This is a genomic window from Bartonella sp. OC16QHHD, from assembly GCF_042194035.1.
Classification (GTDB): domain Bacteria; phylum Pseudomonadota; class Alphaproteobacteria; order Rhizobiales; family Rhizobiaceae; genus Bartonella.
On the sequence record NZ_JBHIMJ010000089.1, the window covers coordinates 13,331 to 38,639 of the forward strand.

A 25,309-nucleotide genomic window follows, 5' to 3' on the forward strand; every position below is an offset into this window, starting at 1 on the left:
TTTAGGCAAGACTTGCGATGGAAAGGCTTTACGGAAAAAATCAATGTGTTTTGTTTAAAAGATCCGATCTTAATACACCTTTCAATATGGAAGGGTATTTCACAATGTTTGTTGTGATGAAGCAATTGCTATCTCTTGGTATGCCACTGGCTATAGGGTTTATCTCTCAGATGATAATTTCCTTCACAGATGCAGCGCTTGTAGCGCATTTAGGCGTGCAAGCCTTGAGTGGTACAATGTTAGCTCTGAGTATATTTAGTTTTGTTATGTTGCTTGGGCTAGGTATTATTACCGCGGTTGCACCAAAACTTGCGGAAAGCTTTCGCAGACAAGATAGATATGCATTAAAGGCATGGTTTGATCAAGGAATATGGCTTTCCCTTTTGATTGGAATGATGAGTGCGATCATTTTACTCAACACGAGGAATATTTTGTGTCTTCTCGGACAAGATGAGGCAATTGCTACTATAGCGCAAGAATATAATCGTGGCGCTGCTATAGGGGTGGTGTTTTTTTATCTTTATGTAAATAGCCGGGGATTACTGTCAGCAATTGGTAATCCAAAGCCCTTAACCTGGGTTATGCTTGCGGCTATCCTTGTGAATTTTCTTATCTCTTGGCTGCTTATTTTTGGTATAGGTTCTGCAAGCGGATTAGGTGTCTTTGGTGCAGGAATTGCGAGCAGTTTGATCCGTATTTTAATTGTTATTGCAGCAGCAATAATTTTGTCCCGCAATTCTGCTTTTCATTCTTTTCGCTTTAATTATTTGAGACCAAAGTTAGAGATTTCACGAATAATAAAATTGCTGCGAGTAGGGCTACCCATTGGTATACGTATTCTTATTGCGGAGGGCTTTCCTTCGGTCATTGCATTTATGATTACGGCTTATGGGGTTGAATCTTTGGCCGCGCATACGATAGGGATGCGTCTCGATATGCTTATTTCTGTGGTGGCTTTGGGGATTTCCAGCGCAGCCGCGACAATAGCAGCGTGGTATAGAGCAGATAGGAATAATATGGCTCTAAAACAATTGCGTATGAGTGTCACAGTTTTTGCTGTAGCTTATGTCTTGTTTTTATCAGGGATTGTTTATCTCTCTTATGGATTCATCCTTACAACCATCTTTAATATTTCTTCAGAACGCGTTGTTGTTTTCTCTTGGGAGTTGCTTCCGTTCATCTTATTGTCTTTTGCTTTTGGCACTTTAGGAGCTATGCTCAATGGCATACTTGTGGGTTTGTTTGATACGTTTTGGTCAACAATTGTTGTAGCAATAAGTTATTGGGGGTTAGGCCTATTGGGGGGAGCGCTAATGGCGCATTTTTTTGAATATGACTTTATTGGCTATTGGCTTGGCATGATTGGTGCAAGCTTAATCGTTTCTATCTTTAATTATATGCGCGTGGGTTATTTAATAAAATGCAATCCTATGTTTGGGGCAGAGTGAGTGTTATAAAAGCGCTTGTAAAGCACTAGCTGTGAAGGCATAGCTATTCACCGTCCATAGAGGCTGTTTTGCTTCTATAGAGATAACAATATAGCTTACAAAACTTGCTTAATATTGAAAAGAAGTGCCTTTGATTGTAGTCTTAATATTCTTTATTGAATTTTAAAATAATATGGATTTATTAAAATCATTCGGCTTCAATTTAAGAGTAAGCTCGGTAGATTGGAAGAGTTTAATACCTTAAAAAATGACGAGAAAAAACGTGCTTATATTCATACGCCGTTGAGGAGGCATTTAAAAAAGTTGTTGTTTTTATAAGTTATTACCATTGCGATGCTAAAGTGTATACATTTGTCAAAACAATCGCAGACGCTGATGATGTTATTCTTGCAAGCCCTGTTTATCACGGGTCTTATTCAGGGGGATTGAAAAATGCTCTTGATAATTTAGATTATGATGCTTTTTAGATAAAGCTTTTGGTCTTTTCTCTCATGACAATACAACCAAAAATGCGCACTGCCATGTGTATATTTGGTACTAATTGTGCATATGCTTTATGGACAGGCACTGCAATATCAAGTTGCTTCAGCTAAAGATGATTTTGTGTCTGAGAATGCAGTCCGTACATGGAGACTTAGCAGCGCAAATGTACGGGTTTGCTGCGCACATCTTGCTGATAAAATGTACAAATTTTAAAATAATAAGGGTGGAGGATATGATCAAAATTGATAGGAAATACCGTTATTTAGTCGTTGGTGGTACAGGAATATTGGCTCCCTTGTGCCGGTTATTAGGGCTGAACAACGTGATTATCGCAGCGCGTTTTCGTTCTCATCAATCCAAAATTGAGTTATTTCAGACAAGGGCTAAATGTATATTTTGAAGATTATTATAAGCCATAGGCACAATTTTAAAAAGGGATACCACTATAGACGGGCTTGAAATATTGCATATTATGGGGGGCATTCGCCTGCACATGCATTTTCGTGTAGGTTGAGATTGAGCGGTTGGTCTTCTTACCGAAGCTGCTTGCGTATTGTTCATGTTTTTGGTTCTAATGCAGAGGATAAAATAATCTCTGGATGTGCGCATCATAATAAGATTGATCCCACATCTGTAAATTAGGTCGGAAAAGGCGATCATATGGCCGGCGGTGGTCAATGAGAAAAGTGTTTATGATCATGTGATTTGTGAGAGCCGTATTGAGAAAGAGTTTGCGCAAAATCTTGATAATGACTCTGATGTAAGATTGTTTTTTAAACTGCCAAGAAATTTAAAAATAGCCACTCCCATTGGTTCTTATACGCCTGATTGGGCGGTTTTTTTAGAGTGAGATGGCGCGCAAAAGCTTTATTTTGTACTGGAAACAAAAGGAACGAATAGCGAGTTTGATTTGCGCCTTAAAGAAATGCTGAAGATTAAATGCGGCAAGGCGCATTTTACCGCCCTTGAGACTGGTGTGGTGTTTAACGAGGCACTGGTGATGAGTTGGCGCGATTCTAAGCGGGGGGTGGTGGTAGAGAGAGTGGGGGGCTGTGGTAGGAGTGGGCGGCACGAATGACGCTGTCTTTAGTTGCGTACCACCAAGCTAATTTTGTGCTTTGCGAAATTCGCCAAGGCTTTTGGACGTACCGCGTTTATCGCGTAATAAAATCTTATGAATATCATGCAGAAGGCGCGCAGAAACGGGTGATTGCGTGACTAGCTTCCCAATGCCGTAATAATGCCGTAATTAAGTACAGCCACATAATGAGATAGCTCTTCAATATCATCAGTCGCACTGATACTTTTTTTATTTTCAAACAATAATAGGTCAGATGGTAACGATTATGTCCTTTCTATCTAAGAAAAGAGTAGCACCGCTTGCGTATATGCACGAGTAAAAGTCAATCAACATTGGTCTGAGGTAAAAACCGCCAATTATTTCTAATACACCTAAGGATTTCATAGCTTGCTCTAACGGTTTATATAAAACTGCCCTTTTAAAAGATGGATTGGGCGGCAAATTTATTGGGATATAGGCTTTATGAATCTCTCGAACTAAGCTTTCTACTATGCAGGCCCTAAGGCGTGATTGCATATATGGTCGCATCTGTTGCTGCGTTGTGTAGGCAAAGATCCTAAACTAGGAAAGGAGGGCTGCTCTTTTAATTACAAAGGAAGAATACGGCGCGTAAGTGAAGCAAAATGTATTTTGAGGAGCAGAAGGGGTGAGGCATTTGATGTCCAGTGGGTGACGGATTAACTGGAGTATAAGTAGGCATTGCTAGGGCGGAGTTTTTAGTTAAGAATTGCACTTCGTACGCTATAAGCTCTCTGCATCCTTCATATAGGCGTTGGATCATCGCCCAATGCAACGTAAAGGGGCTGTTTTGTCTTTAGCGTTTGTTTGGCTGCTTCTATAGCGCCGCTGGCTCTATCAGCCATTATGGTGATAATTTTCTCGTCCAAAGAATAGATCAATTGATTGCGTAATAGGGTATGTGTGCCTTTTTCGACCGTGTCTTTTTTTAAAAGCAGCTGTTACCTCGTGGCAGGGTTGGGGGTGTCTATATGATCAGCCTGCCAAAGAAATGGAAGCGTTATCGCGATAGCTACCAATAGTAGTCCAGCGATAAAGGTGGCAGCAAACTGCAATGATATAAAAGAACCAAGGACGCCGACCAAAAAGCTTCCGACCGGCGTTCCAGCATAGCCTATCACCCGAAAAGCAGAATTAGCTCGCCCGAGAAGTTGCTTTGGTGTGAGGCGCTGCCTGAAGGCGGTAACACCAATAAACCATAAGCTTGCTCCAACGCCAGCAATAAAGGTGACGCCCCATACGACGACAGCACTTTTTGAAAAGGCTGGAATCAGCAGCAAGACAACCGTTCCTAAACCGTCAGTGAGAACAGCTAGGCGCACCGGTGCATAGCGTATACGCGGCGCAAATAGGGCTCCTGCCATTGTTCCAAGCGCGTAGGCTGCAAACATCACGCCATATTGGCTGCTATGTAGGCCCAGATACCGACTGTCGGTAACGAAGAAGATGAATGAGGTTAGGAATGCTCCAAATACCACCGATAGAAAGAATGTGAGTAATGTAAGGGAGGTAAGATGCCGATTTGAAAAAATGAAACGAAAGCCGGCAATGATATAACGGAAAGTGATGTTTTCTTTATCAGGTGTTGGCGATGTCGGAACAGCATGGCGAGCGGTAAAAATCAATGCGATAAAAAGCACGATTAACAGGCCGAGAAATAGCAGTGTGCTATGCGCTAAAATGCTGCTTGTTATGACAGGGGCAAGAAAATAGGAGACCCCGAAATCTAAAAACAAGACAATAGAGTAGAAGGTCATCAATCGCTCTCCCTCCATGATAAGTGGTGGAATCGTCATTATATAAGCTTCGGCAGAAACGACGATGAATCCAGCAATGGTTGCATAGAAGAAAATTTGTTCGGCTGGAGCAATCTGTATCATAAGTAGTATGAACAGGACAATATGCAGTAGCATGAAGATGAGGAGAGCTGTGGTAGCAAGTTTTATTTTGTCGCAGCGATCAAGTAAAGCGCCTGCAAGGATGCCGAAAATTGGCCACGCTAATGAAAAGAGACCTTGCGCCCAACTTACTCCGACTACGCCATATCCAGATTGTCTTGCTAATAGCGGGATGGTAGTGCGCAAAGCACCGCTGAGTAAGGCGAGAAGACTAACGGTTAGGCAAAAATAGCGTATGTTCTTGTTGGAAAAAAGCGTGAACATTCTGTTCTCCTTAAGATGCCACACAGGTTTCCACTGTTCCATCAAGTACGGCGGTTGTATTCAGCATGTTTGAGACATAGTCGTCCAAGATATTCCTGTCTTCCTGAGGTAGAAGAAAATACATAAGGTTGGAATACCATTGCCAACCACGCTGAGTCAGCTGGAGATTGTTATCACTTTCTGCGATGAGACCTGCACCTATGAGCTGTTGTAGGTTATTGTATACGAAAGAGGGAAGTGCGGTCCAGTCAATTCTTTCTTTTTTGGCATAGCCGTTATAAGGTAGCCGCATACACAAAGCTTTGGAGGCTTGTTGCTCCGCTGATACCCAATTGTAGTATACTTTGGATTTTCCTTTAAGTTGTATGTCGGTAATGTATCCGCTTCGACTGGGATTGGCTCGTGTGACGAGTGAGCCGAGAATCGACAGTGCTAACGCCCCAAAGCCAACCACATAATCGTCATGATAACCATGCAAATATTTGTGATAGCGGAAATAATTAGCTGAACTCGTTTTAGCGAGCGTTAGAGGAGTGTTATTGGCAATTTTGATATAGGAATGCCCATTACACGGTGCATAGCCGCAGCTGCGCATAACGATATCGCTAAATAATCGAAGCATCTGTCGATGCTGTAGGCTGGACGGTTTTAGCCCTTTTTGTGCGTAAGACTTATGCAGTTGCGACGTGATAGCCAGATTGTTGATTGCATAGAGGTTGATGGTTTCAGGGTGAAGCTCGCTGGCTTGCTTCAAATCGTATAATAGTTCTTCGGTTTGCTGGCTGTGCATGCCATATAGTAGGTTGAAACCGACATGTCCAATTATGTCTTGTGACCAAGCCACGGTATTGTTGATTTGTTCACGTGTTGAGGTGAGGTTAAACAATGATCGGAAACGCTCAATGAAACTCTGTATGTCGAAGCTGATTCAGTTAACGCCGATCTCACGGGCAGCATAAAGTTTATCACGTGTGACGCTCTTCGGTTCGCTTTCCAGTGTAAATTCGGTTAAGGAAGAGAGCTCAAATTCGGCATGCAATACTTTTCCGATGTGTCGGATATTATCTGCGGACAAAAGCGACGGTGTGCCGCCCCCCTATATAGATGCTGCGGATGGGCCCTCTAAGCGAGCGAATGAAATTTCCTTTGGTTCTGATCTCTGTGGTAAGCGCTGACATATAAGATTCGATTTGCTTAACGTGCTTGTAGGCCCCTTTTTGAAAGGGACAGAAGGAACAGATAGTTTCGCAAAAGGGAATATGCAAATAAAGAGAAATGGTACGCGCTTGTGGAATCTGCTTACTTTGCGCTAGTTTATTAAAGTCTAGGTAATCGTAAAATTCATTTGAAATAGTGCGAAATAACGGATATGTGAAGTTGTAAATCGGCTTGAGTTGATCGAACTTCACAAAAGGATGATCCACGAGTTGCATAGCTTACCTCCCCCAATTTCTTAACTCGCACTATATTATTGACGGGCGACAGGTGATCCAATCATCCGAGTGTATTACCAAAGATTTTTACGGAACATAATGAATCCTCCTTTTGTAGAAGTTATATGTATTATACATATAACTCATTATATGAACAGATGAGCTTGTTTAAGAGGCAATGTAAAGATAAAAATATAAAAGAACTTTCTCTTGCAGCCTTATGGTCTGATATTGTAATTGGTATCCTGTTTTACGTGGTCGGGCTATGAATGCCTAGGGCGAGAAAAAGCAGGGTATTTTAATGGACGTGCGGGGCATCATTGTTATGTTGCTGCGACTTGGAATTTGCGTCTGGTTATGAAATATCATTAGCGCAAAAAGATGGTTTTAAAGGTAGAGATACATTTTTTAATATCCCTGTAAAACTTCGAGAAGAGATAGAATTATCTATTAGAAAACATATAAATATCCAGTGTGATAATATTATCGAATTACATGACATCATCACTCTTGCACGCCATTTTGACATATTACCTAAAATCTCATTGAGATTGTGCCATGTACTGGCAAACGGGGATAGATCGTGTTTTGGTATGACTGCGGCGAAGTTACGTGCCGCATTATCTTTGCTAGAATCCAATAGGATTAGGCTTAATGGGGTGCCTTTGCATGTGGGCTCTAATTTGAATTCGACTGAGTTAATAGTATCCACCTTAACTAAGGCTGGAAAGGATATTTACGCATTGAAGGATCAAAAAAGTTTTATCAGTCTAGGCGGAGGATATCCGACTTCCACAGCATTTTGCGATGCCGTGACGGTCAATGACGAATACCCTCGTAAAATTTATGAGGCATTATCACAATTGGGTTGTGATTTACATAAGCTTACGGTAATTATTAAACCTAGGCGTATTATATCTAAAGATTATGGTTATTTATTCTCAAATATTAGCTCTATAAAAGAACAGAATGGTACGAACTTAATTATAATCTGGGCTCTGGGGATGTGTGCTCAATCTGCACAGTATCACTAGATCATAAGTCAAAGTATGTGAAAGCAACTGATACAAAAAAGATTTTACGATAGTGAAAGATCGACGTAAAGGACGTTAGTTCAAAGGAAATTGATATTATTGTGTTCTCATATCCTGATTTTTTGGCTTTTTAGATATAAATAACACACCTCCTAGTGGGCTGGAAACTATCAAATGTTGGATCACGCATGGCGCAATTAGCAAAAAATCCTATCTATTGGATTTGGTATGCTCTACTAGATTCTCAGCTCTAAATATTGTGTGCGAAGTGCAATGTCAAGCGGTGGGAATTGATATAAGTGCAGAGTTTGTACCATCCGCTCAGAACAAGGTTGATAGCTCTATATTATGCAGGCGATGGTTAAGTTTCATGTCGGAAATGCTGAGCGTATGACTTATCCTGAAAATACATTTACGCATATTACGGCGGGGTGAGTATTTGTAAGCACAGCTGTAAAGGCTACTCGCCATCCTAGGGTGTTTACTTCTATGTGGATAACAATAGAGTTACAAAACTTGCTTCATATTAAAAGAAAAGTTTCTTTTCTTTTAATTAAGCATTGCTACAACCAAAAGGGAATTAAATATCTCGCCTTTATTATTCTCGTCAATGTTTGCTTATATATGATTATTTGAATCGGAATTAGGTTACGTACAATATGGTATTTCTCGCTGTTTTATATAAGGAGAAGGTTCGCACCGATGTATCGGGTGCAATATCAATTTTTTCACTATGGTGATAGGATAGCTTTTTGAGCGTAAAGTTCTTTTACCTTGATGGATCTTATAGTATTCTTCAAAAATATCAGTTGATAAATTTTTTTCGTGTCGTTTATGCATGGGCTGATACAATATGCATGGGCTGATACAATAAGAATAGGACTTGATTGTTTTTAAAGTTGGTATGTTATGGCTGTAAAAAATGGTAAACAAACGAAAAGTAAGAATTTTAAACCTGTCTCTCGTTTTCTCAAAAGTTTACGTGGTGTGCGCAATTGGGAACAAGTTTCACAATGGCTTGCTTTTCGTAAGGTAGAGGATATTGAATGTATTACGCCTGATCAAGCAGGGGTACCACGGGGCAAGATGATGCTTTCTAAAAAATTTACATCGGAAACATCATTGGCATTGCCTTCAGCAGTTTTTATGGCAACAATTTCAGGGGATTATCCGGAAGATGGTCATGGTTTTGAATATCCTAAAGCAGATGGTGATTTACGCCTTGAGCCTGATCTTTCTACGTTAAGCATTGTTCCATGGGAAGATGCTCCTACGGCACAGGTGATTTGTGATCTTGTGTATCAAAATGGTCAGGTTGTGGATTACACACCACGCAATGTTTTACGAACAGTGGTTCATTTTTACACAAAAATGGGTTTAAGCCCTGTTGTGGCACCAGAAATTGAGTTTTATTTGGTACAAAAAAATCCCGATCCTGATTATCCGTTAGTTCCACCGGTTGGTCGTTCTGGGCGTTCAATTGGTGGTGGACAGGGGTATTCCATTGCTGGTGTTAATGAATTCGATGATTTGATTGATGATATTTATCAATTTTCAGAGGCACAAGGATTGGAAATTGATACCCTCATTCATGAAGAAGGAGCAGGACAGTTTGAAATAAATTTACGTCATGGTGATCCTATTGAATTAGCGGATCAAGTTTTTATGTTTAAACGAACAATTCGTGAAGCAGCACTAAAACATAATATGTATGCAACTTTTATGGCAAAACCCATTCAAGGGCAGCCGGGTTCTGCTATGCATATTCACCAATCGGTTGTTGATAAGAAAACCGGTATGAATATTTTTACACAGGAAAATGGTGAAGAAAGTATCTGTTTTCGCCATTTTATTGGTGGATTGCAAAAACATATGCCAGGCGTACTTGTGATGCTTGCGCCTTATGTGAATTCTTATCGACGTCTTGTCCCTGATAATTCGGCTCCTGTTAATTTGCGGTGGGGATATGATAATCGTACTACAGCTTTTCGAGTTCCCCGTTCTGCTCCTCAAGCGCGACGTGTTGAGAATAGGCTTCCTTCATCAGATGCGAATCCTTATTTAGCCCTTGCGGCTTCTTTAGCGTGTGGTCTTATTGGTTTGCAACAAAAAATTGAGCCGGATGAGCCAGCGATAAATAATGTAAACGCTGATAATATTGAGTTACCGCGTGGGCTCATTGAGGCAGTCAATTTGTTTGAACAAGATACAGTGATACGTGCTATTTTAGGGGATGTGTTTGTCAGTACTTATGCTGCAATCAAACGACAAGAGTTTGAAACTTTTATGGAAGTAATCAGTCCGTGGGAGCGTGAATATCTCCTGCTGAATGTTTAAATTTTATGACGATGATTGATTATAATTCAATTTCTCCAGGAATTTCTTGGTATGAAGATGCTTTAAGAGAACGTCCCTCTTATCCTTCTTTTTGTGAAAACAGACAGTGTGATGTGGTCATTATTGGAGGCGGATTTACGGGGCTTTCGGCTGCTTATCATTTAGCCAAGGCTGGAGTAGATGTTGTTTTATTTGAAGCATCACGTTTTGGTGATGGTGCTTCAGGGCGCAATGGTGGACAGCTGGGAACAGGGCAACGGAAATGGGTAGAAACATTAGAAAAAAAGTATGGTTTTGAGCGAAGTAAGGCTCTGTTTGATTTAGCAGAAGAAGCTAAAAGAGATATTTTAGCTTTATGCGCAATGCCTAATTGTCCTTGTGATTTGATAGGAGGACAGCTTTCTGTAACTCATAAAAGGCGTGAGCTTCTCTCTTATCAACAGCATATTGAGGCGATGCAGCGTTATGGCTATCACGCGCTTACTTTTATGGATAAGGCTGAAACATTTGAGCGACTTGGATCAACTTTTTATTGTGGTGGTATTTATGATGCGGATACCGGTCATATAAATCCCTTAAAATTGATTATTGGGTTGGCAAAAAGAGCACAAGATACTGGTGCTAAGCTTTATGAGAAGTCACAAGTAACGACCGTAAGGCGCAAGGGAGCACATTGGAAAGTAATAACAGAAAAAGGTAGTGTAACAGCAGAGCATGTTTTACTTGCAACAAATGGGTATAAACTTGGTCTGGAGCGTTTTATTGAAAAAAATATTGTTTCTATTCGCTCTTATATTGGAGCAACGGACCCATTACCAAAGCATAGTTCAATTCTTATAGGGGGGGAATCGGTTGATGATTCCCGTTTTATGGTTCGCTATTTTCGCAAAAGCATTGATAATCGTCTCTTATTTGGTGGTGTAGAAAGTTATGATAATAAGCATCCTCTAAATTTAGATGAACGTATAAAACGGCAAATTGTTGAAATTTATCCTCAATTACATTCTATCAATTTAAGCCATCGGTGGGGAGCAACGGTTGCCATCACAGTTGAACGCATGCCCTATGTTCGCCAAATTTTTTCAAGGATGACTTATTGTGGTGGTTATTCAGGGCATGGCGTTATGCTGGCTCCTTTCGTGGGAAAATTATACGCAGAATGGTTAACTGGAAAATATGAACGTTTTTCCTATTTCCAAGACTTAAAGATTTCATCTTTTCCGGGAGGAAGAGTTTTGCGTTATCCGCTTATATTTTTAGCAATGCGTTGGTTTTCTTTATTGGATCGCCTTTAATGGAAACATTGCTTGAAATGAAGAAAATTAATGGCTTATTTAGTATCTGTCTGCTTTAATGATGAAAGCTTTTATAAGTGATATGGGATTTCATAATCGAATAGAAAATAAACAAGTTCATGGTGCGTAAAATTATTCCAGTTTCTTCCTTTGATTGTATTGTTTTTGGTGGCAATGGTGATCTGGCGTTGCGCAAGCTTTTGCCGGCTTTGTATCATTGTCAGTGTGCTGGGCAATTCAGTGAGCCAACACGTATTATTGGGGTTTCGCGCACTTCCTTAAGTCGTGAAGAATATCAAAATTTTGTCCGCATTTCTTTAGAAAAACATATCCATCCAAAAGATCTCAATTCAACAGAACTCAATCGTTTTCTTGCACGTTTAAGCTATGTTTCTGTTGATGTTTCCTCAAATCGAGGGTGGGAGGATTTAGCCCTCCTTCTGTCACAAGATTCAGCGGATATTCGAGCTTTTTATTTGGCTGTTGGTTCGTTACTTTTTGCTGATATTGCGATGAAGTTGGAAAAAAATGATTTGGTGACAGCACAAACACGGATTATCATTGAAAAGCCAATTGGTTGTGATGTAAAAACAGCTGTTTCACTTAATGATGTATTTGCAAGCGCCTTTAATGAAGAGCAGATCTTTCGTATTGATCATTATCTTGGGAAGGAAACTGTTCAAAATTTAATGGCATTGCGGTTTGTTAATACACTTTATGAACCGCTATGGAACTCCAATTATATTGATCATGTTCAAATAACCGTTGCTGAATCTTTGGGGTTAGAGGGGCGTACAGAATATTATGAAAGCACTGGTGCTCTACGCGATATGGTTCAAAACCATATGCTACAATTACTTTGTTTGGTTGCGATGGAAATACCATTTACTAACAGTGCTAATGCTGTGCGCGATGAAAAACTTAAAGTTTTACATTCTTTAACACCGCTTGATGTCCATAATGTAGGGCAGCATACTGTACGTGGGCAGTATCTTTCTGGTCTATCAAATGGTATATCGGTAGAGTCCTATTTTGATGATCTGGGAAGAGTGAGTAAGAGTGAAACCTTTGTAGCACTTAAGGTTAAGATTGATAACTGGCGTTGGGCTAATACGCCTTTTTATTTACGAACAGGTAAGCGTATGTTCACGCGAATGTCTGAAATTGTTGTTGTTTTTAAACCTATTCCTCATAATATTTTTAATGTGGATTTAGATGAAATTTTTTCTAATCGGCTTGTAATTCGTCTCCAACCTGATGAAGGTGTAAAACAATGGTTGATGATTAAGGATCCAAGTTATGGCGGTATGCGGTTTCGTCACATTCCATTAGACATGAGTTTTGCTTCCGCATTTTCTGAACGTAATCCTGATGCTTATGAACGTTTATTAATGGATGTTATTCGTGGAGATCAAACACTGTTTATGCGTCGTGATGAAGTTGAGGCTGCTTGGCGTTGGATTGATCCAATCATTGAGGGATGGGAAGCAATAAAACAGCCTGTTCACAGTTATAACGCTGGTTCGTGGGGTCCATCTGCTTCGATGAGCCTCATGGAACGTGATGGGCGTATATGGAACAATTTAGTTTAGAGCAATAAGTATGTATAGAATGAATATTGATCGTTTAGATTTTGAAACCCCTCAGACTTTAGCCTTGGCATTGGCAGATCGAGTAGCCGCAGAGCTTAGTGTATCTGTTCTTGAGCGCAAGAGAGCAGTTTTAGCGGTGTCTGGTGGTAAAACACCAGAATTGTTTTTTCATTATTTGTCAAAAGCAGATATTGATTGGCAAAAGATCATTATCACTTTGGTCGATGAACGTTTTGTCCCTACACACGATGAACGTTCAAATGAACATATGGTACGGTGTCATTTGTTACAAAATTTTGCCGAAAAAGCACGTTTTGTAGGGCTTTATCATAAAGCAATTACTGCTGAACTTGCTGCTTTTTCAGCGGCGAGTCGTGTTAATACTTTGCCTAAACCCTTTGATGTTGTTGTTTTAGGAATGGGGGAGGATGGACATACGGCTTCTTTTTTTCCTGATGCTGATCGTTTAAAGCAAGCGCTTGATTTACGAACACAAGCACTTGTTTTACCCCTTCATGCTAAGAGTGCTGTTGAGCCAAGACTCTCACTAACTTTGCCAGTTATTATGCAATCTCGTTGTATTATTCTCCATTTCGAAGGTTTTCAGAAACGCGATTGTTTTGAAGAAGCTTGTCAAGACGAGTCTGAAATAGAAATGCCTATTCGGGCAATTTTGCGTAATTCCCCTCATCTCGTTCAGGTTTATTGGTCGCCTGCAGAAAATGAAATAAGTGAATCAAAGTATGCGACACAAGGTGAATAAAACGTAATCTCTCTCAATGAATGAGGGGAAGAAACAATGAAAGGGGGAGAGAAATATGGCACTTTCCAAGACAATTGCCACAGTTACACGAAGGATTTATGAACGTTCTCGATCAACACGAGAAATTTACTTAGATCGTATTGCAAAAGCACAAGTTCATCGCCCCAAACGGAGTTTTTTAGGATGTGCCAATCAGGCTCATGGCTTTGCTGCTTGTGGTGCAATAGATAAAGAGCGTTTGAAGGGAAATATCGTTGGGAATATTGGCATTATCACGGCATATAACGATATACTTTCAGCGCATCAACCTTTTGAAAAGTTTCCTCACTTAATTAAAGAGTCGGCCCGTATGGTTGGTGGTGTTGCACAGGTTGCAGGTGGTGTTCCCGCGATGTGCGATGGTGTTACACAGGGAAATGCGGGGATGGAGCTTTCCCTTTTTTCGCGTGAAGTAATTGCAATGGCGACGGCTATAAGCTTATCACACGATGTCTTTGATGCAGCATTGTATCTTGGGGTGTGTGATAAAATTGTACCAGGTTTATTGATTGGTGCACTAACATTTGGTCATTTACCAGGAATTTTTATAGCAGCTGGTCCCATGACAAGTGGTCAAGGTAATGATGAAAAAGCGAAGATACGTCAACTTTACGCGGAAAATAAAATAGATCGCCAAACACTTTTAGCATCAGAAGCACGTTCTTATCATGGGCCAGGAACATGTACATTTTATGGAACAGCTAACTCTAATCAGGTGATACTGGAGATGATGGGGCTTCATATGCCGGGAGCTTCTTTTATTAATGCGAATACACCGTTGCGTGATGCTTTAACAAAAGAAGCTACGAAACGTGTACTTGAAATGACAGATCTTGGTGATCATTATAGTCCACTTGGTATGATCATTGATGAGCGTTCTTTTGTGAATGCCATTGTAGGATTAAATGCAACAGGAGGTTCTACCAATCATACGATTCATTTGATTGCTATGGCTGCTGTTTGCGGTATTAAATTGACATGGCATGATATTGCAGAAATTTCATCCGTTGTGCCTCTTTTAGCGCGCATTTATCCTAACGGTTTAGCAGATATCAATCATTTTTATGCTGCGGGGGGAATGGGATTTATTATTCGCGAGCTTATCGAGGCAGGTTTGGTACATGAAGATGTCTCTACGGTTTTTGGTAAAGATCTCAATGCTTATGCAATTGAAGCAAAGCTTTCTGCTGATGGTCATGTGGTACGTGAAGTGGCTCTTAAGGAAAGTGGTGATCATAAGGTGTTAGCGGGGTGGAGAAAGCCATTTCAGCTTGATGGTGGTCTTCGTGTTTTATCAGGAGATTTGGGAACAGCTATTATAAAAGTTTCCTCTGTTAAACCAGAGTATTGGCAGATTAAAGCACCAGTCTTTGTTTTTAATGATCAAGAGGAACTACAAAAATCTTTTAAATCTGGAGTGTTGCATAATAAAGACTTTATCGCTGTCATTCGCTATCAAGGACCAAAAGCCAATGGTATGCCAGAGCTTCATAAATTAACGACCATTTTAGGCGTTTTACAAGATCGCGGTCAAAAGGTAGCATTGATAACCGATGGGCGTATGTCAGGAGCGTCAGGAAAAATTCCTGCTGCTCTCCATGTGACACCAGAAGCAGTGGATAATGGCCCCATTGCACGTTTGCAGGATGGTGATATTGTTTTTCTTGATGCTCATGAGGGTAAATTAACTCTTTTGGAGGATTTAGCAAAATTTAACGCGCGAAAAATCATACCTCCGGATCTTTCAAAAAACGAACATGGTGTTGGACGCGAACTTTTTCATGTTTTTCGTCAATCCGTTAATCGTGCAGATCAAGGGGCATCTGTTTTTATGACATGAAAAATGCAAAAATAAATAAGCTGAACCATATACAATGAAACCATATACAAGGAATTGTTACAATTTTTAGAATTTTGGTATAGGCAGATTGTGTGATCGCGCGGCCGCTTTGAGTGTATTAACCATAAGCATGGCAATTGTCATTGGTCCAACGCCTCCTGGAACAGGGGTGATCGCAGCAGCTTTTTCTTTTACGTTTTCAAAATCGACATCACCAACAAGACGTGTTTTCCCTATACCTTTTTCTGGTGCAGCAACGCGGTTAATACCGACATCAATAACAATTGCACCATCTTTTATCCAGTCTTTTTTAATCATTTGTGGGCGGCCTACAGCTGCTACTAGAATATCAGCGCTTCGACACACATCATCAAGGTCACGGGTACGACTATGGGCAATTGTCACAGTGGCATTGGCTGCTGTTAAAAGGGCAGCCATAGGTTTTCCAACAATATTAGAGCGTCCAACAACGACAGCATCAAGTCCAGATAAATCTTGCCCACAGTGTTGTTCAATCATCATCATGGCTCCAGCTGGAGTGCAGGGAATCATCGCATCTTCAAGTGCGTTTGCTGCGAGTTTTCCTACATTAATATAATGAAAACCATCAACATCTTTTTGGAAAGCAACGGCTTGTGTTATGCGATTTGTATTCATATGAGCAGGGAGAGGCAGCTGTACCAAAATACCATGAATTTTGGGATCAGAATTTAATGTTGCAATAAGTTGAAGGAGTTCTTTTTCTTGCGTTTCTTTGGAAACGACATGTTTGATTGAAAGAAACCCACATTCTTCGGCTTTTTTATTTTTTGAGGTGACATATACTTGACTTGCAGGATCATCTCCAACGATAATAACAGCGATACTAGGTTGTATATTATAGTGATGGCGGAGCTTTGCTGTTTCGGCCTTAACTTTCACAATAATCTCTTCAGCAAGTTTTTTTCCGTCGATAATATTATTCATTCAGAGATCCTTTCGGTAAGGCTGTTTGTTTTTTTTGTAAAGCATTTTCTAATAATACGATAGAGTTTTATAGCAATATTCATATGAGAACAGTAAGAATGGTTTTATAATGTTGTGGATTTATAGTTTTGAAGACTTTTAAATAATTGCTTTATAAAGAAGCAGCAACATTGCTGTTTGAATAAATTTTGGATAAAGAACAAAAATAATGAAGATACAAAGTGGGTATAGTGAATTATAGGATTATAAAAACTTTTTATGATCATTTAAGTTTGTTTTTAATCTGTTATAGGGGGATAAGTATAGAGGGATAATGTGCGCATCAGAATAATAAAATTTTTGAGCGGAGTTTTTATTACAATTATCTTTTTATTTGGAGTGGGGATTCTCGTTTTACCTTATCTTATTTCTACAGATGCGATTCGTATTCGTTTAGCGCAGGATTTAAGTGCATGGACGGGTTACAATGTGCAATTGCGTGATCCACCGCGGTTACATCTTTTTCCTTATCCTAAAGCATTTCTTTCTGGCGTTACTTTAACATCAAAAATGGATGATGTTGCGCCATTAATGGAAGCTGAATCAATAGAAGTTGATCTTTCTGTCGTCGATCTTCTTTGGGGACATATTTCTTTTTCAGAGACGCGGATTATGCGTCCTCAATTTGTTATGGAAAAGCCTGTTAAAACAATAGCAGATTTTTTTGATCGGTTTTCTCGCTCACAAGGTGCATTAGGGGTGGCAATACGTAATACGCGTGAAATATTAAAACATAATCCTGAGCATCCAGAGATAGAGCACCTTTTAAAACAACCTTTTGGACGGATTATCATTAAAAATGGTGTTCTTGTGTATCACGATAGTTTTTCAGGAGTAGCAGAAAAAATAACAGGATTAAATGCAACTTTAGATTGGCCGGAATCAACTCAGGAAGTACGGTTACGTGCAGATGCGCGTTGGCGCGGAGAATTTACAAAATTATCACTTGATGCTTCTCAAGCATTGCTGCTTCTTGCAGGAGGCAAAAGTCATATTAGGGCAAGTCTCAATTCTGTACGTGGGGGAATAACTTTTACAGGAAAGGCTCGATTATCTGAATATTATATTTTTGACGGAAAAGTGTCGATGCGTTCTCCTGGATGGAATCAGACATTGTCTTGGGTTGGTGGAAATCAGTTTTGGGGACATAAATTAAAAATACCCATTGTATGGGAATCTCATTTTTTAGCGCAACCAATGCATATCCAAATGAACAATGTTACATTTACGATGGGGAAAGCCAATGCGCGAGGAGCTTTAAAACTCGATTTTCAAGATTATGTACCAAATGTCATGGGCTCTTTAGCTTTTGATAACCTAGACCTTAGCCTCTTGGGTTCAATATTTTTTTCAGGAAAAAAGAAAAATGCCTGCTTTGATATGAGAACTTTTGATCGTATTGGCGTGGATATACGACTTTCTGCGCCACAAGCTAAAATAGGAAATATTTCACTCACAAATTTAGCTGCTGCAATACAAATAAGAGATGGGCATGGTATTTTTGATCTTGGACATGCGAATATTTGGGGTGGGGCCATTCAAAGTAATATTGAAGTTACCTCAGCTGGACAGAGAGTGCGTATTGGAGGAAATATTTCAGGCGCTTCTATTAATATGCAGGAGACTTTAGAAACCTTGGGATTTATTCCATTTATACAAAGCAAAACGAATTTTACTGCAACGGTACGAACACTTGCTGATTCTTGGCGAGAAATTTTTACGAAAATGCAGGGTGAGTTAACACTGAAGATGTCTTCTGGTCGGCTATTAGGGTATGATCTGAATGAATTACAAACAAGACTTTCAAATAAACAACAATTTCTTTTAATGAATAATGATACTTTTTCAACAACATTTGATCACTGGGATATTCAGACAAGCTTTTCAGAAGGTATGATGAAGGTAACAGAGTCATTAATGCGTACAGCAGACTTGAGCTTATCCATTCAAGGAACCATTGCAACTGCTATTGCGCAAGGGAAGGAAAATGAACTGATATTACAGGCACAACTACGCAAAAACTATAGATCAGAAACTTTATGTAAAGACGTCCAATGTCTTGCTAATAGCCTTGCATGGCCTTTTACATTTTCTCTAAGCTCTAAAGGACAAAATCATGGTGATCTTTGGGTTACAAAAGATATTGACGCAGATTGAGTATCGTTTTTCATCTGTATAATATTCTATCCTATAATGGTAATTCGTCTTTTTGCAACTTAAAATTGTCTTTTAAATTTAAATCAGAGCTCCCATTATCGGAAGATTCTCTCATTTTAAATCCGTTCGTCGTGAAGCAGTAAAAACCATCCTCACCGTCATAATAAGTGAGGTTGGTATAGATAAATGACTGAAGAGAGGAATAAAAACCCTTCTTATGGAATCTTTCAAATACAAGAGATTCATAATATTGGTGCTAATCTTATAAAAGTTGCTAAAAAACATTAAAATTTTAAGGAGGATGTTGGCCAGTGCTTATTGAGTCGCAGAAGAAATACCATAGCCATCTTTGGTAATTGTATGCTTCCCGTCGGCTCCAACAGAACCAATTCCCACTGTAATCAAAATAAAGGCTAAGAGGGTTGTAATCGTAATAATTGTAGCTTTTTTAGCAGACATATTTTTCCTCCACGGATGCATCAATGACTGAATGCAAAGATGAATGGTGCATTATTTAAACTTTTATGAAAGCAGAATCACTTAAGGATCTATAAGTTCCTATTATTATCTCATAAAGCTAAAAAAACTCTATAATTCTTTAATATATTATAGTTCTATAGATATAATTTTTTCTTTTTGCTATATATTTTTCTTCATTTTTTCGATGACGATAGTGAGCATTGGCAAAATTTTTATGCGCATAAATTATAAACTTAAAAGATTATTTATCCGACAGATATTGGCTTTGAATGAAGAAATAAAGATAGAGGGGGCACAAGCTTCTTATCTTATGCATGTTTTGCGTATGAAAGAAGGAGCAGAAATTTTACTTTTTAATGGACAGGATGGTGAGTGGCTTGCTAAACTTATCACTGTTAAAAAAAAATTTGTTGTGGTTCAGCTTATCCATCAAGAAAGATTACAAACGACGCATTCCAATCTTATTTATTGCTTTGCTCCACTCAAAAATGCGCGGTTGGATTATATGGTGCAGAAAGCTGTTGAAATGGGGGTATCGATTTTGCAGCCTGTTATAACGCATCATACGCAGGTTACGCGTATCAATATGGCGCGTATGGAAGCCAATGTTATTGAAGCTTCTGAACAGTGTGGAATTTTATCTCTTCCTGAATGCGTATCGGCTCTATCATTAGCAGAACTTTTAGCACAGTGGGATGAGACACAGCCTTTATTCTTTTGTGATGAAGAGCATAAATCGCATAATCCATTACCTTCTTTTAAAAAGCGTGGCGTTACAACACCTGGTATTCTTATTGGACCGGAAGGTGGCTTTAGTGAAGAAGAGCGGAGCTTTTTAAAAAAACATCCTTTTGTGGTTCCAATATCACTAGGTCCGCGTATTTTACGCGCTGACACTGCCGCTGTTGCTGCTTTGGCTCTTCTTAATGCTACCGTGGGGGATTGGGCAATGGATTGAGAAATCTGTAAAATCATTCTAAACAATTTATTTAAGATGATGATACCAATTATAGGATACGGTAAGTTATGGCGCTTGATATAACTGATGAAAGTGAAATTTATGACTTAGATTCTTTGGTTAGCTATTTCCAAGGGGGGTATAAAGCAGAAGATGATTGGCGCATTGGTACAGAACATGAAAAATTTCCGTTTTATAGAGATGGTTTTCACCCTGTTCCTTATGAAGGAGAGAGGGGAATTCGAGCGCTTTTAGAGAGGATGCAAAGCGCTTTAGGATGGAAACCTATTTTAGATGAAGAGAATATTATTGGGCTCGTAGGATCAGTAGATCAGGGAGCCATTTCTTTGGAACCTGGGGGACAATTTGAATTATCTGGTGCACCATTAAAATCAGTAAGCCATACATATCACGAGTTGATGGAGCATTTAACTCTTCTCAAAAAAATTGCAGAACCATTAGGTATAGGTTTTCTAGGTCTTGGAGCTAGTCCAAAGTGGACTTTAGCTGAAACGCCGCGAATGCCTAAATCACGTTATCAGATTATGACTGATTATATGCCTAAAGTGGGGTATAATGGTCTTAATATGATGTATCGCACATCAACAGTTCAGGTTAATCTTGATTTTTCATCCGAAAGTGATATGCGGCGAAAAATGCAAGTATCCATGAAGTTACAGTCCATTGCAACGGCATTATTTGCAAGTTCGCCCTTTACAGAAGGGCGCCCAAATGGCTTTTTATCGTGGCGTTCTGAAATTTGGCGTAATACTGATAATCAGAGGACAGGTGTTCTTCCCTTTATATTTTCTGAGCGTTTTGGTTTTGTTGATTATGTTGAATGGGCCCTTGATATTCCAATGTATTTTGTTGTGCGTGATGGTCGTTACTATGATTGTACACACATAACGTTTCGTCAGTTTATGAATGGAGCATTAAAAGGACAAGTTGCAAATTCAATTCCAAACATGGGAGATTGGATTAATCATTTATCAACGTTATTTCCTGAAGTCCGCTTAAAAAGATTTTTAGAAATGAGGGGAGCTGATTGCGGTTCTTGGAAGCGCATTTGTGCGTTGTCGGCTTTTTGGGTTGGGCTTCTTTATGATAGGGAAGCACTTAATGAGGCAGAGGCTTTGACAAAAGATTGGTGTTTTGAAGAAGTTTTAGAGTTGCGCCAACGCGTTCCTAAAGAAGGGTTAAGAACTCCTTTTCGTCAAACTATTCTTTTAGAGTTAGCACGTCAAGCTCTCGCTATTGCTCGCAAAGGCTTAAAAAATCGCAAACAGTATGATACGAATGGTTTTGATGAAACAAATTTTCTTAATCCTTTAGAAGAGGTTGTTGCAATGGGACAAACAGATGCTGAAAAATTTTTGTCCCATTACTATTCTATTTGGAATGAGTCTGTAGAACCTTTATTTTTAGAATGTGCCTATTAAATTTGAAGCAAATATACTTCCTATTTTTTAAAAAATGCATATCACCGTGGTAGTTTATTCACTCATTTGCTCTAGAGAGCATATCCTACCTTGCTTTTAACATTTCTCATAACGGAAAGGATACAATACAAAAATTTCTTGGGGAGTGTGATTTTTATACCCAATAATATCACGATATTTCCGTAATCATAATGTTGTCCCTTTGTACAAAAGATAGTTCATAAGAGATAAAGCTTATTATCAAACATTTTTTATTCACTTGGCTAAGCCTACTTATGAATAGGTCTGAAAATAATATTTTTCACTTTAAAAAGGGATAAAAAAAATATAATTTGCGGTTAATAGTCAATTATTATAATTCAATATACGATGCTTATATGAAAGAGCATTTTATTATACAAAAATTATGATATCAATCTTTCAGTGTGCTAAAAAGACAGTAGAAAAAATACCGATAGATCTATGTATGTATAACTCAAGTTTATTTTTATAGAAAAAAGAAATATATTATGTAAATAGATAGAAATAAAGATGATAATATATAGAATGAATGTGTTAATTACATCATTAAATATTAATAAATAAAAATATTATCTTCATAGAGTTATATGAAATTATAAGCTATTCATAGATAAGAAATAACTATTTGTATGCAAAGGGGTATTATATTAATATACTATTATTCTTGATAAAGATGCACGAGATAAAGAGATTGAATTTGCAACGAATGAGTGTTTGAATACGCACAAAAATTCAAAAAAGCACAAAATTTCTATAGCAGAATAATCTTTATCAGTATGAGCGCAACTTATTATAGGCGATTAATTATCCCCATACATTGTAAATTTACTGTAAGACTGCTTTTAATGCTTTAAACTGTACTATTTATAAAATTTATAATATTTGTAGGCTTAAAGCCTCTCATTTTAATCATATACCCTTAGTCTTTTCCATTGTTTTCATTATCTAGAAATTTGTAATCGTCTTTGTTATGCTCTCACTAGGATAAGCAGCTTTAAAATGTGCTCGTCCCTCATCCGTAATGGCATCACGCTTCTGTAAACCAGATGTTTTTCTTTCCTTTATTGAATTTGCAAATAAATGGGATTGTTTTTCATCATGAACAGTTACAGAGATTCAACGTTTTTATAAAGATACAGTGGAAAGCATTGACCTGTATCTATTGCATCTAGATTAGGCAAATTCTTAGCTATCAATACAGAAAAAACGCTTCGTGCTCCTATGCCTGTAATTTGTATCATCCTATTTTCAACTTTTTGTCCTATCAGGACTATACGAGGCATTTGGTAAATTCCATCGTTGAGATTCCGATTATAATAAAACCACTGTTGCGTAAAAGGATGATATGAACTCTGAGTGAGGCATGCCTCTTCAAATTCAAAACCTTTCTTCTTATTAGTTCTTGCGTAACATTATAACTCCAACTTATCTTTTTTATATCTAAAGTGACAAAATTATCTACAGCACGTGCACGTGTTGTTCGATCAGCATATGAATAGGTATCGTTAAAACGTTTTACTGCGCTATTATAAAAAGCAATCATATTATTTATATTGCTGCTCAAGCTCCGCTCTCCAATGTTGCGACAGCTCTTGCACTAAGATGTTTCATCAGAGGTATTTCTACTCCTTTCTTATACATTTTTACCCATACGGCCAGCCCTGCTTATGACGTGCAAGCAAATGATTTTGATTGATTCAAGATAAACAGGTTTGAAATGAGAGAATCTTACGTTATTCGGGACTCTCATTTAATATGCAAAACAGTAAATTATCATTATAAATCAACATCTTGTCTTTCAAATCCTTTTTATGACTATAAAAAGAGTTTTGAAAAATAAAAAAGCTTTCATTGAGAGCAAAGAAAGAATGTATAAAAAGTATTTTCAATAAAATAATTATATTTGAAGTGCTGATCAAAGCTATTGAGAGTGCAGTCCATAAAATGAGCAGAAGTAGCTTGTTGGTGTATTTTCTAGAAAAATCATGAATGTTCGATTGTTAATTCATCCTTGCTTGGAAAGCTCGCTTCAGTTCAAATAGAAAAAGAGAGAGGTAAAGAGATTTATAGGATAAGATATGCTGGAATTATTCAGTATTAAGATGCAATGAATGTTGCTTATATTTCTCTTTTTTAACTATTTTATGAGAGTGAAAATTTAAATAATAAGAAAATAATTTTATTTATTTTCTTTAAACATTTATTAGTAGATAAAAAATTCTCTTTTAATCTATAAATTAAAAAAATAATGATTTTGTAAAAGCCTTGTAAGCTTTATAGGTTAATTTTAAATATCATGCATTGATTTTGAATTATGCAGATTATTTATGTCAACCATAATAATAGTGAGCATAGACAATGACATTTAATTTTTTCGTCAATTTATTTCTATTTGTTATTTTTTTATTGTTGGTTTCTCAAAGTAAGAAAATGCAATGGAGTCTTTCACTACGTGTTATGCTATGGCTTATCCTTGGCTTGATTTTTGGAAGTGTTTTGCAGTTTATTTATGGAGAGGGTGAAAGTACTTTATTGAAATCCGTTGAATGGTTTAACATTGTCGGTGAGGGCTATATTTTATTGTTGCAAATGATTGTTATGCCACTGGTTTTTATCTCTATCGTTTCAGCAGTTGCTCATTTACATTCTGTTTATGCTGTTGGAAAGATGAGTATAATAACAATTTCAATATTGCTTTTTACAACAGCTCTTTCAGCATTGGTTGGTGTGCTTGTGGTTAATTTTTTTGGATTAACAACCGATGGTTTGGTGCATGAAGGGCAAAATGTTTCTGCTCTTCTTGAAGGTCATATTTCTAAACTTGGAGATATGAATATACCAAAGATGATTTTGTCTATGATTCCTAAAAATCCATTTGCTGAGTTGAGTGGAGCTAAACGTACGTCAATTATTAGTGTTGTGATTTTTGCGTCATTTTTAGGTGCATCGGTTCTTCTTTTAAAGAAAGATGAGCCAGAAAAAGGAGAAAAAGCGCTTTTATTTATTCAAGTGGCACAAGCTTGGATTATGCGGTTAGTCCGTATTGTGATTGCTTTGACGCCTTATGGTATTTTTGCACTTATGACGAAAGTAGGAGCAATATCGCGTATTACAGATATTTTAAATTTACTGGTTTTTATCATTGCCTCTTATGTCGGTATTATTTTAATTTTTGGAATTCATGGTGTATTGCTTGGTATTTCTGGGATTAATCCCTTTCGTTTTTTCAAAAAGGTTTTACCGGTTTTAACATTTGCTTTTAGCAGTCGTTCAAGTGCTGCAAGTATTCCTTTGAATATTGAAGCGCAAACACAGTGGATAGGTGTACCACAATCCATTGCGAGTTTTGCAGCTTCTTTTGGGGCAACAATTGGACAAAATGGTTGTGCTGGTCTTTATCCAGCGATGCTTGCGACCATGATTGCACCCTCTATGGGGATTAATCCTCTTGATCCTACTTGGATTGCTACGCTTATTGGTGTTGTAACGTTGAGTTCTATTGGTGTTGCTGGTGTGGGGGGAGGTGCTATTTTCGCTGCATTGATTGTGTTACCAATTATGGGGCTTCCTGTTACTTTGGTTGCTGTACTTATCTCTATTGAACCGCTAATTGATATGGGACGTACTGCTCTAAACGTGAGCGATTCAATGATAGCTGGAACGGTCACCAGTCAAATATTACGGACAACAGATAAAAGTATTTTTAAAAAATAATTTTAGA

At 38.2% G+C, this 25,309-nt stretch carries 19 protein-coding genes and 2 pseudogenes; 16 read left to right on the forward strand and 5 right to left on the reverse strand.

Annotated features, from left to right (window positions below; translation table 11 throughout):
- Positions 1 to 104 precede the first annotated feature (104 nt).
- The 5 genes and pseudogenes from ACFIK1_RS08900 (at position 105) to ACFIK1_RS08920 (ending at position 3,149) form a co-directional block, all read left to right on the forward strand.
- Positions 105 to 1,448, forward strand: a complete 1,344-nt coding sequence (locus ACFIK1_RS08900) for an MATE family efflux transporter (protein ID WP_375662617.1) — start codon at positions 105 to 107, stop codon at positions 1,446 to 1,448.
- A 341-nt stretch (positions 1,449 to 1,789) separates the two neighbouring features.
- The gene (locus ACFIK1_RS08905; RefSeq protein WP_375633527.1) at positions 1,790 to 1,915 is read left to right on the forward strand and encodes an NADPH-dependent FMN reductase; all 126 of its coding nucleotides are present in this window, start codon (positions 1,790 to 1,792) and stop codon (positions 1,913 to 1,915) included.
- A 248-nt stretch (positions 1,916 to 2,163) separates the two neighbouring features.
- The gene (locus ACFIK1_RS08910; protein ID WP_375633528.1) at positions 2,164 to 2,331 is read left to right on the forward strand and encodes a hypothetical protein; all 168 of its coding nucleotides are present in this window, start codon (positions 2,164 to 2,166) and stop codon (positions 2,329 to 2,331) included.
- Between the two features lie 270 nt (positions 2,332 to 2,601).
- A pseudogene (locus ACFIK1_RS08915) lies at positions 2,602 to 3,009 on the forward strand (hypothetical protein).
- A complete protein-coding gene (locus tag ACFIK1_RS08920; protein WP_375633529.1) occupies positions 3,006 to 3,149 on the forward strand; it encodes a hypothetical protein in 144 nt (47 codons plus the stop codon). Before ACFIK1_RS08915 ends, ACFIK1_RS08920 begins: the two are co-directional and overlap by 4 nt.
- Positions 3,150 to 3,971: 822 nt before the next feature.
- Here the strand turns inward: ACFIK1_RS08920 and ACFIK1_RS08925 are convergent.
- Entirely contained in the window at positions 3,972 to 5,192 is a 1,221-nt protein-coding gene (locus ACFIK1_RS08925) for an MFS transporter (RefSeq protein WP_375662618.1), read from the reverse strand.
- 10 nt (positions 5,193 to 5,202) lie between these two features.
- Positions 5,203 to 6,036 (reverse strand): hypothetical protein, encoded by an 834-nt coding sequence (locus ACFIK1_RS08930; protein WP_375662619.1) that lies wholly within the window; start codon positions 6,034 to 6,036, stop codon positions 5,203 to 5,205.
- 205 nt (positions 6,037 to 6,241) lie between these two features.
- Between ACFIK1_RS08930 and ACFIK1_RS08935 the strand changes: the two genes are divergently transcribed.
- From ACFIK1_RS08935 to edd, 7 genes are all read left to right on the forward strand, one after another.
- Positions 6,242 to 6,367, forward strand: coding sequence for a hypothetical protein (locus tag ACFIK1_RS08935; protein WP_375618428.1), 126 nt, complete (start codon positions 6,242 to 6,244; stop codon positions 6,365 to 6,367).
- A gap of 596 nt (positions 6,368 to 6,963) precedes the next feature.
- Complete coding sequence (locus ACFIK1_RS08940) at positions 6,964 to 7,659, forward strand: hypothetical protein (protein ID WP_375633533.1); 696 nt, start codon at positions 6,964 to 6,966, stop codon at positions 7,657 to 7,659.
- Positions 7,660 to 8,568: 909 nt separating this feature from the next.
- The gene (locus tag ACFIK1_RS08945) at positions 8,569 to 9,996 is read left to right on the forward strand and encodes a glutamine synthetase family protein (RefSeq protein ID WP_375618430.1); all 1,428 of its coding nucleotides are present in this window, start codon (positions 8,569 to 8,571) and stop codon (positions 9,994 to 9,996) included.
- Positions 9,997 to 10,007: 11 nt separating this feature from the next.
- A complete protein-coding gene (locus ACFIK1_RS08950) occupies positions 10,008 to 11,291 on the forward strand; it encodes an NAD(P)/FAD-dependent oxidoreductase (protein ID WP_375662646.1) in 1,284 nt (427 codons plus the stop codon).
- Positions 11,292 to 11,410: 119 nt separating this feature from the next.
- Positions 11,411 to 12,883 (forward strand): glucose-6-phosphate dehydrogenase, encoded by a 1,473-nt coding sequence (gene zwf / locus ACFIK1_RS08955; RefSeq protein WP_375633535.1) that lies wholly within the window; start codon positions 11,411 to 11,413, stop codon positions 12,881 to 12,883.
- 10 nt (positions 12,884 to 12,893) lie between these two features.
- Positions 12,894 to 13,646 carry a 6-phosphogluconolactonase gene (gene pgl, locus ACFIK1_RS08960; RefSeq protein ID WP_375662620.1) on the forward strand — a complete coding sequence of 251 codons (753 nt, stop codon included), beginning with the start codon at positions 12,894 to 12,896 and terminating at the stop codon, positions 13,644 to 13,646.
- 55 nt (positions 13,647 to 13,701) lie between these two features.
- On the forward strand, positions 13,702 to 15,525 hold the full coding sequence (edd, locus tag ACFIK1_RS08965) for a phosphogluconate dehydratase (protein ID WP_375662621.1): 1,824 nt from the start codon (positions 13,702 to 13,704) through the stop codon (positions 15,523 to 15,525).
- Between the two features lie 66 nt (positions 15,526 to 15,591).
- Here edd and folD read toward each other — a convergent pair whose 3' ends face one another.
- Positions 15,592 to 16,491: a bifunctional methylenetetrahydrofolate dehydrogenase/methenyltetrahydrofolate cyclohydrolase FolD gene (gene folD / locus ACFIK1_RS08970; protein ID WP_375618434.1), complete on the reverse strand. Its 900-nt coding sequence runs from the start codon at positions 16,489 to 16,491 to the stop codon at positions 15,592 to 15,594.
- A 315-nt stretch (positions 16,492 to 16,806) separates the two neighbouring features.
- Here folD and ACFIK1_RS08975 point away from each other — a divergent pair, with 315 nt between their 5' ends.
- Positions 16,807 to 18,687 carry an AsmA family protein gene (locus ACFIK1_RS08975; RefSeq protein ID WP_375662622.1) on the forward strand — a complete coding sequence of 627 codons (1,881 nt, stop codon included), beginning with the start codon at positions 16,807 to 16,809 and terminating at the stop codon, positions 18,685 to 18,687.
- Between the two features lie 315 nt (positions 18,688 to 19,002).
- On the opposite strand, the gene ACFIK1_RS08980 is transcribed toward ACFIK1_RS08975, so the two are convergent.
- Positions 19,003 to 19,146 (reverse strand): hypothetical protein, encoded by a 144-nt coding sequence (locus tag ACFIK1_RS08980; RefSeq protein ID WP_375618436.1) that lies wholly within the window; start codon positions 19,144 to 19,146, stop codon positions 19,003 to 19,005.
- 235 nt (positions 19,147 to 19,381) lie between these two features.
- On the opposite strand from ACFIK1_RS08980, the gene ACFIK1_RS08985 reads away from it, so the two are divergent.
- Positions 19,382 to 20,125: a 16S rRNA (uracil(1498)-N(3))-methyltransferase gene (locus ACFIK1_RS08985; RefSeq protein WP_375662623.1), complete on the forward strand. Its 744-nt coding sequence runs from the start codon at positions 19,382 to 19,384 to the stop codon at positions 20,123 to 20,125.
- Between the two features lie 68 nt (positions 20,126 to 20,193).
- A complete protein-coding gene (locus tag ACFIK1_RS08990) occupies positions 20,194 to 21,567 on the forward strand; it encodes a glutamate--cysteine ligase (RefSeq protein WP_375662624.1) in 1,374 nt (457 codons plus the stop codon).
- A gap of 1,127 nt (positions 21,568 to 22,694) precedes the next feature.
- Here ACFIK1_RS08990 and ACFIK1_RS08995 read toward each other — a convergent pair.
- Positions 22,695 to 22,925: pseudogene (locus ACFIK1_RS08995) on the reverse strand (type ISP restriction/modification enzyme); the annotation flags it as partial.
- 1,021 nt (positions 22,926 to 23,946) lie between these two features.
- On the opposite strand from ACFIK1_RS08995, the gene ACFIK1_RS09000 reads away from it, so the two are divergent.
- Positions 23,947 to 25,302, forward strand: coding sequence for an L-cystine transporter (locus ACFIK1_RS09000; protein ID WP_375612078.1), 1,356 nt, complete (start codon positions 23,947 to 23,949; stop codon positions 25,300 to 25,302).
- Positions 25,303 to 25,309 lie beyond the last annotated feature (7 nt).

Excerpts from the sequence above, each read along its gene's own strand:
- ACFIK1_RS09000 (WP_375612078.1), top strand. The coding sequence starts at position 23,947 with ATGACATTTAATTTTTTCGTCAATTTATTTCTATTTGTTATTTTTTTA.
- zwf (WP_375633535.1), top strand. The coding sequence starts at position 11,411 with ATGGTGCGTAAAATTATTCCAGTTTCTTCCTTTGATTGTATTGTTTTT.
- ACFIK1_RS08945 (WP_375618430.1), top strand. The coding sequence starts at position 8,569 with ATGGCTGTAAAAAATGGTAAACAAACGAAAAGTAAGAATTTTAAACCT.
- ACFIK1_RS08985 (WP_375662623.1), top strand. The coding sequence starts at position 19,382 with ATGCGCATAAATTATAAACTTAAAAGATTATTTATCCGACAGATATTG.
- ACFIK1_RS08910 (WP_375633528.1), top strand. The coding sequence starts at position 2,164 with ATGATCAAAATTGATAGGAAATACCGTTATTTAGTCGTTGGTGGTACA.
- ACFIK1_RS08980 (WP_375618436.1), bottom strand. The coding sequence starts at position 19,146 with ATGTCTGCTAAAAAAGCTACAATTATTACGATTACAACCCTCTTAGCC.
- folD (WP_375618434.1), bottom strand. The coding sequence starts at position 16,491 with ATGAATAATATTATCGACGGAAAAAAACTTGCTGAAGAGATTATTGTG.
- ACFIK1_RS08925 (WP_375662618.1), bottom strand. The coding sequence starts at position 5,192 with ATGTTCACGCTTTTTTCCAACAAGAACATACGCTATTTTTGCCTAACC.
- ACFIK1_RS08920 (WP_375633529.1), top strand. The coding sequence starts at position 3,006 with ATGACGCTGTCTTTAGTTGCGTACCACCAAGCTAATTTTGTGCTTTGC.
- ACFIK1_RS08990 (WP_375662624.1), top strand. The coding sequence starts at position 20,194 with ATGGCGCTTGATATAACTGATGAAAGTGAAATTTATGACTTAGATTCT.
- pgl (WP_375662620.1), top strand. The coding sequence starts at position 12,894 with ATGTATAGAATGAATATTGATCGTTTAGATTTTGAAACCCCTCAGACT.
- ACFIK1_RS08950 (WP_375662646.1), top strand. The coding sequence starts at position 10,008 with ATGATTGATTATAATTCAATTTCTCCAGGAATTTCTTGGTATGAAGAT.
- edd (WP_375662621.1), top strand. The coding sequence starts at position 13,702 with ATGGCACTTTCCAAGACAATTGCCACAGTTACACGAAGGATTTATGAA.
- ACFIK1_RS08935 (WP_375618428.1), top strand. The coding sequence starts at position 6,242 with ATGTGTCGGATATTATCTGCGGACAAAAGCGACGGTGTGCCGCCCCCC.
- ACFIK1_RS08900 (WP_375662617.1), top strand. The coding sequence starts at position 105 with ATGTTTGTTGTGATGAAGCAATTGCTATCTCTTGGTATGCCACTGGCT.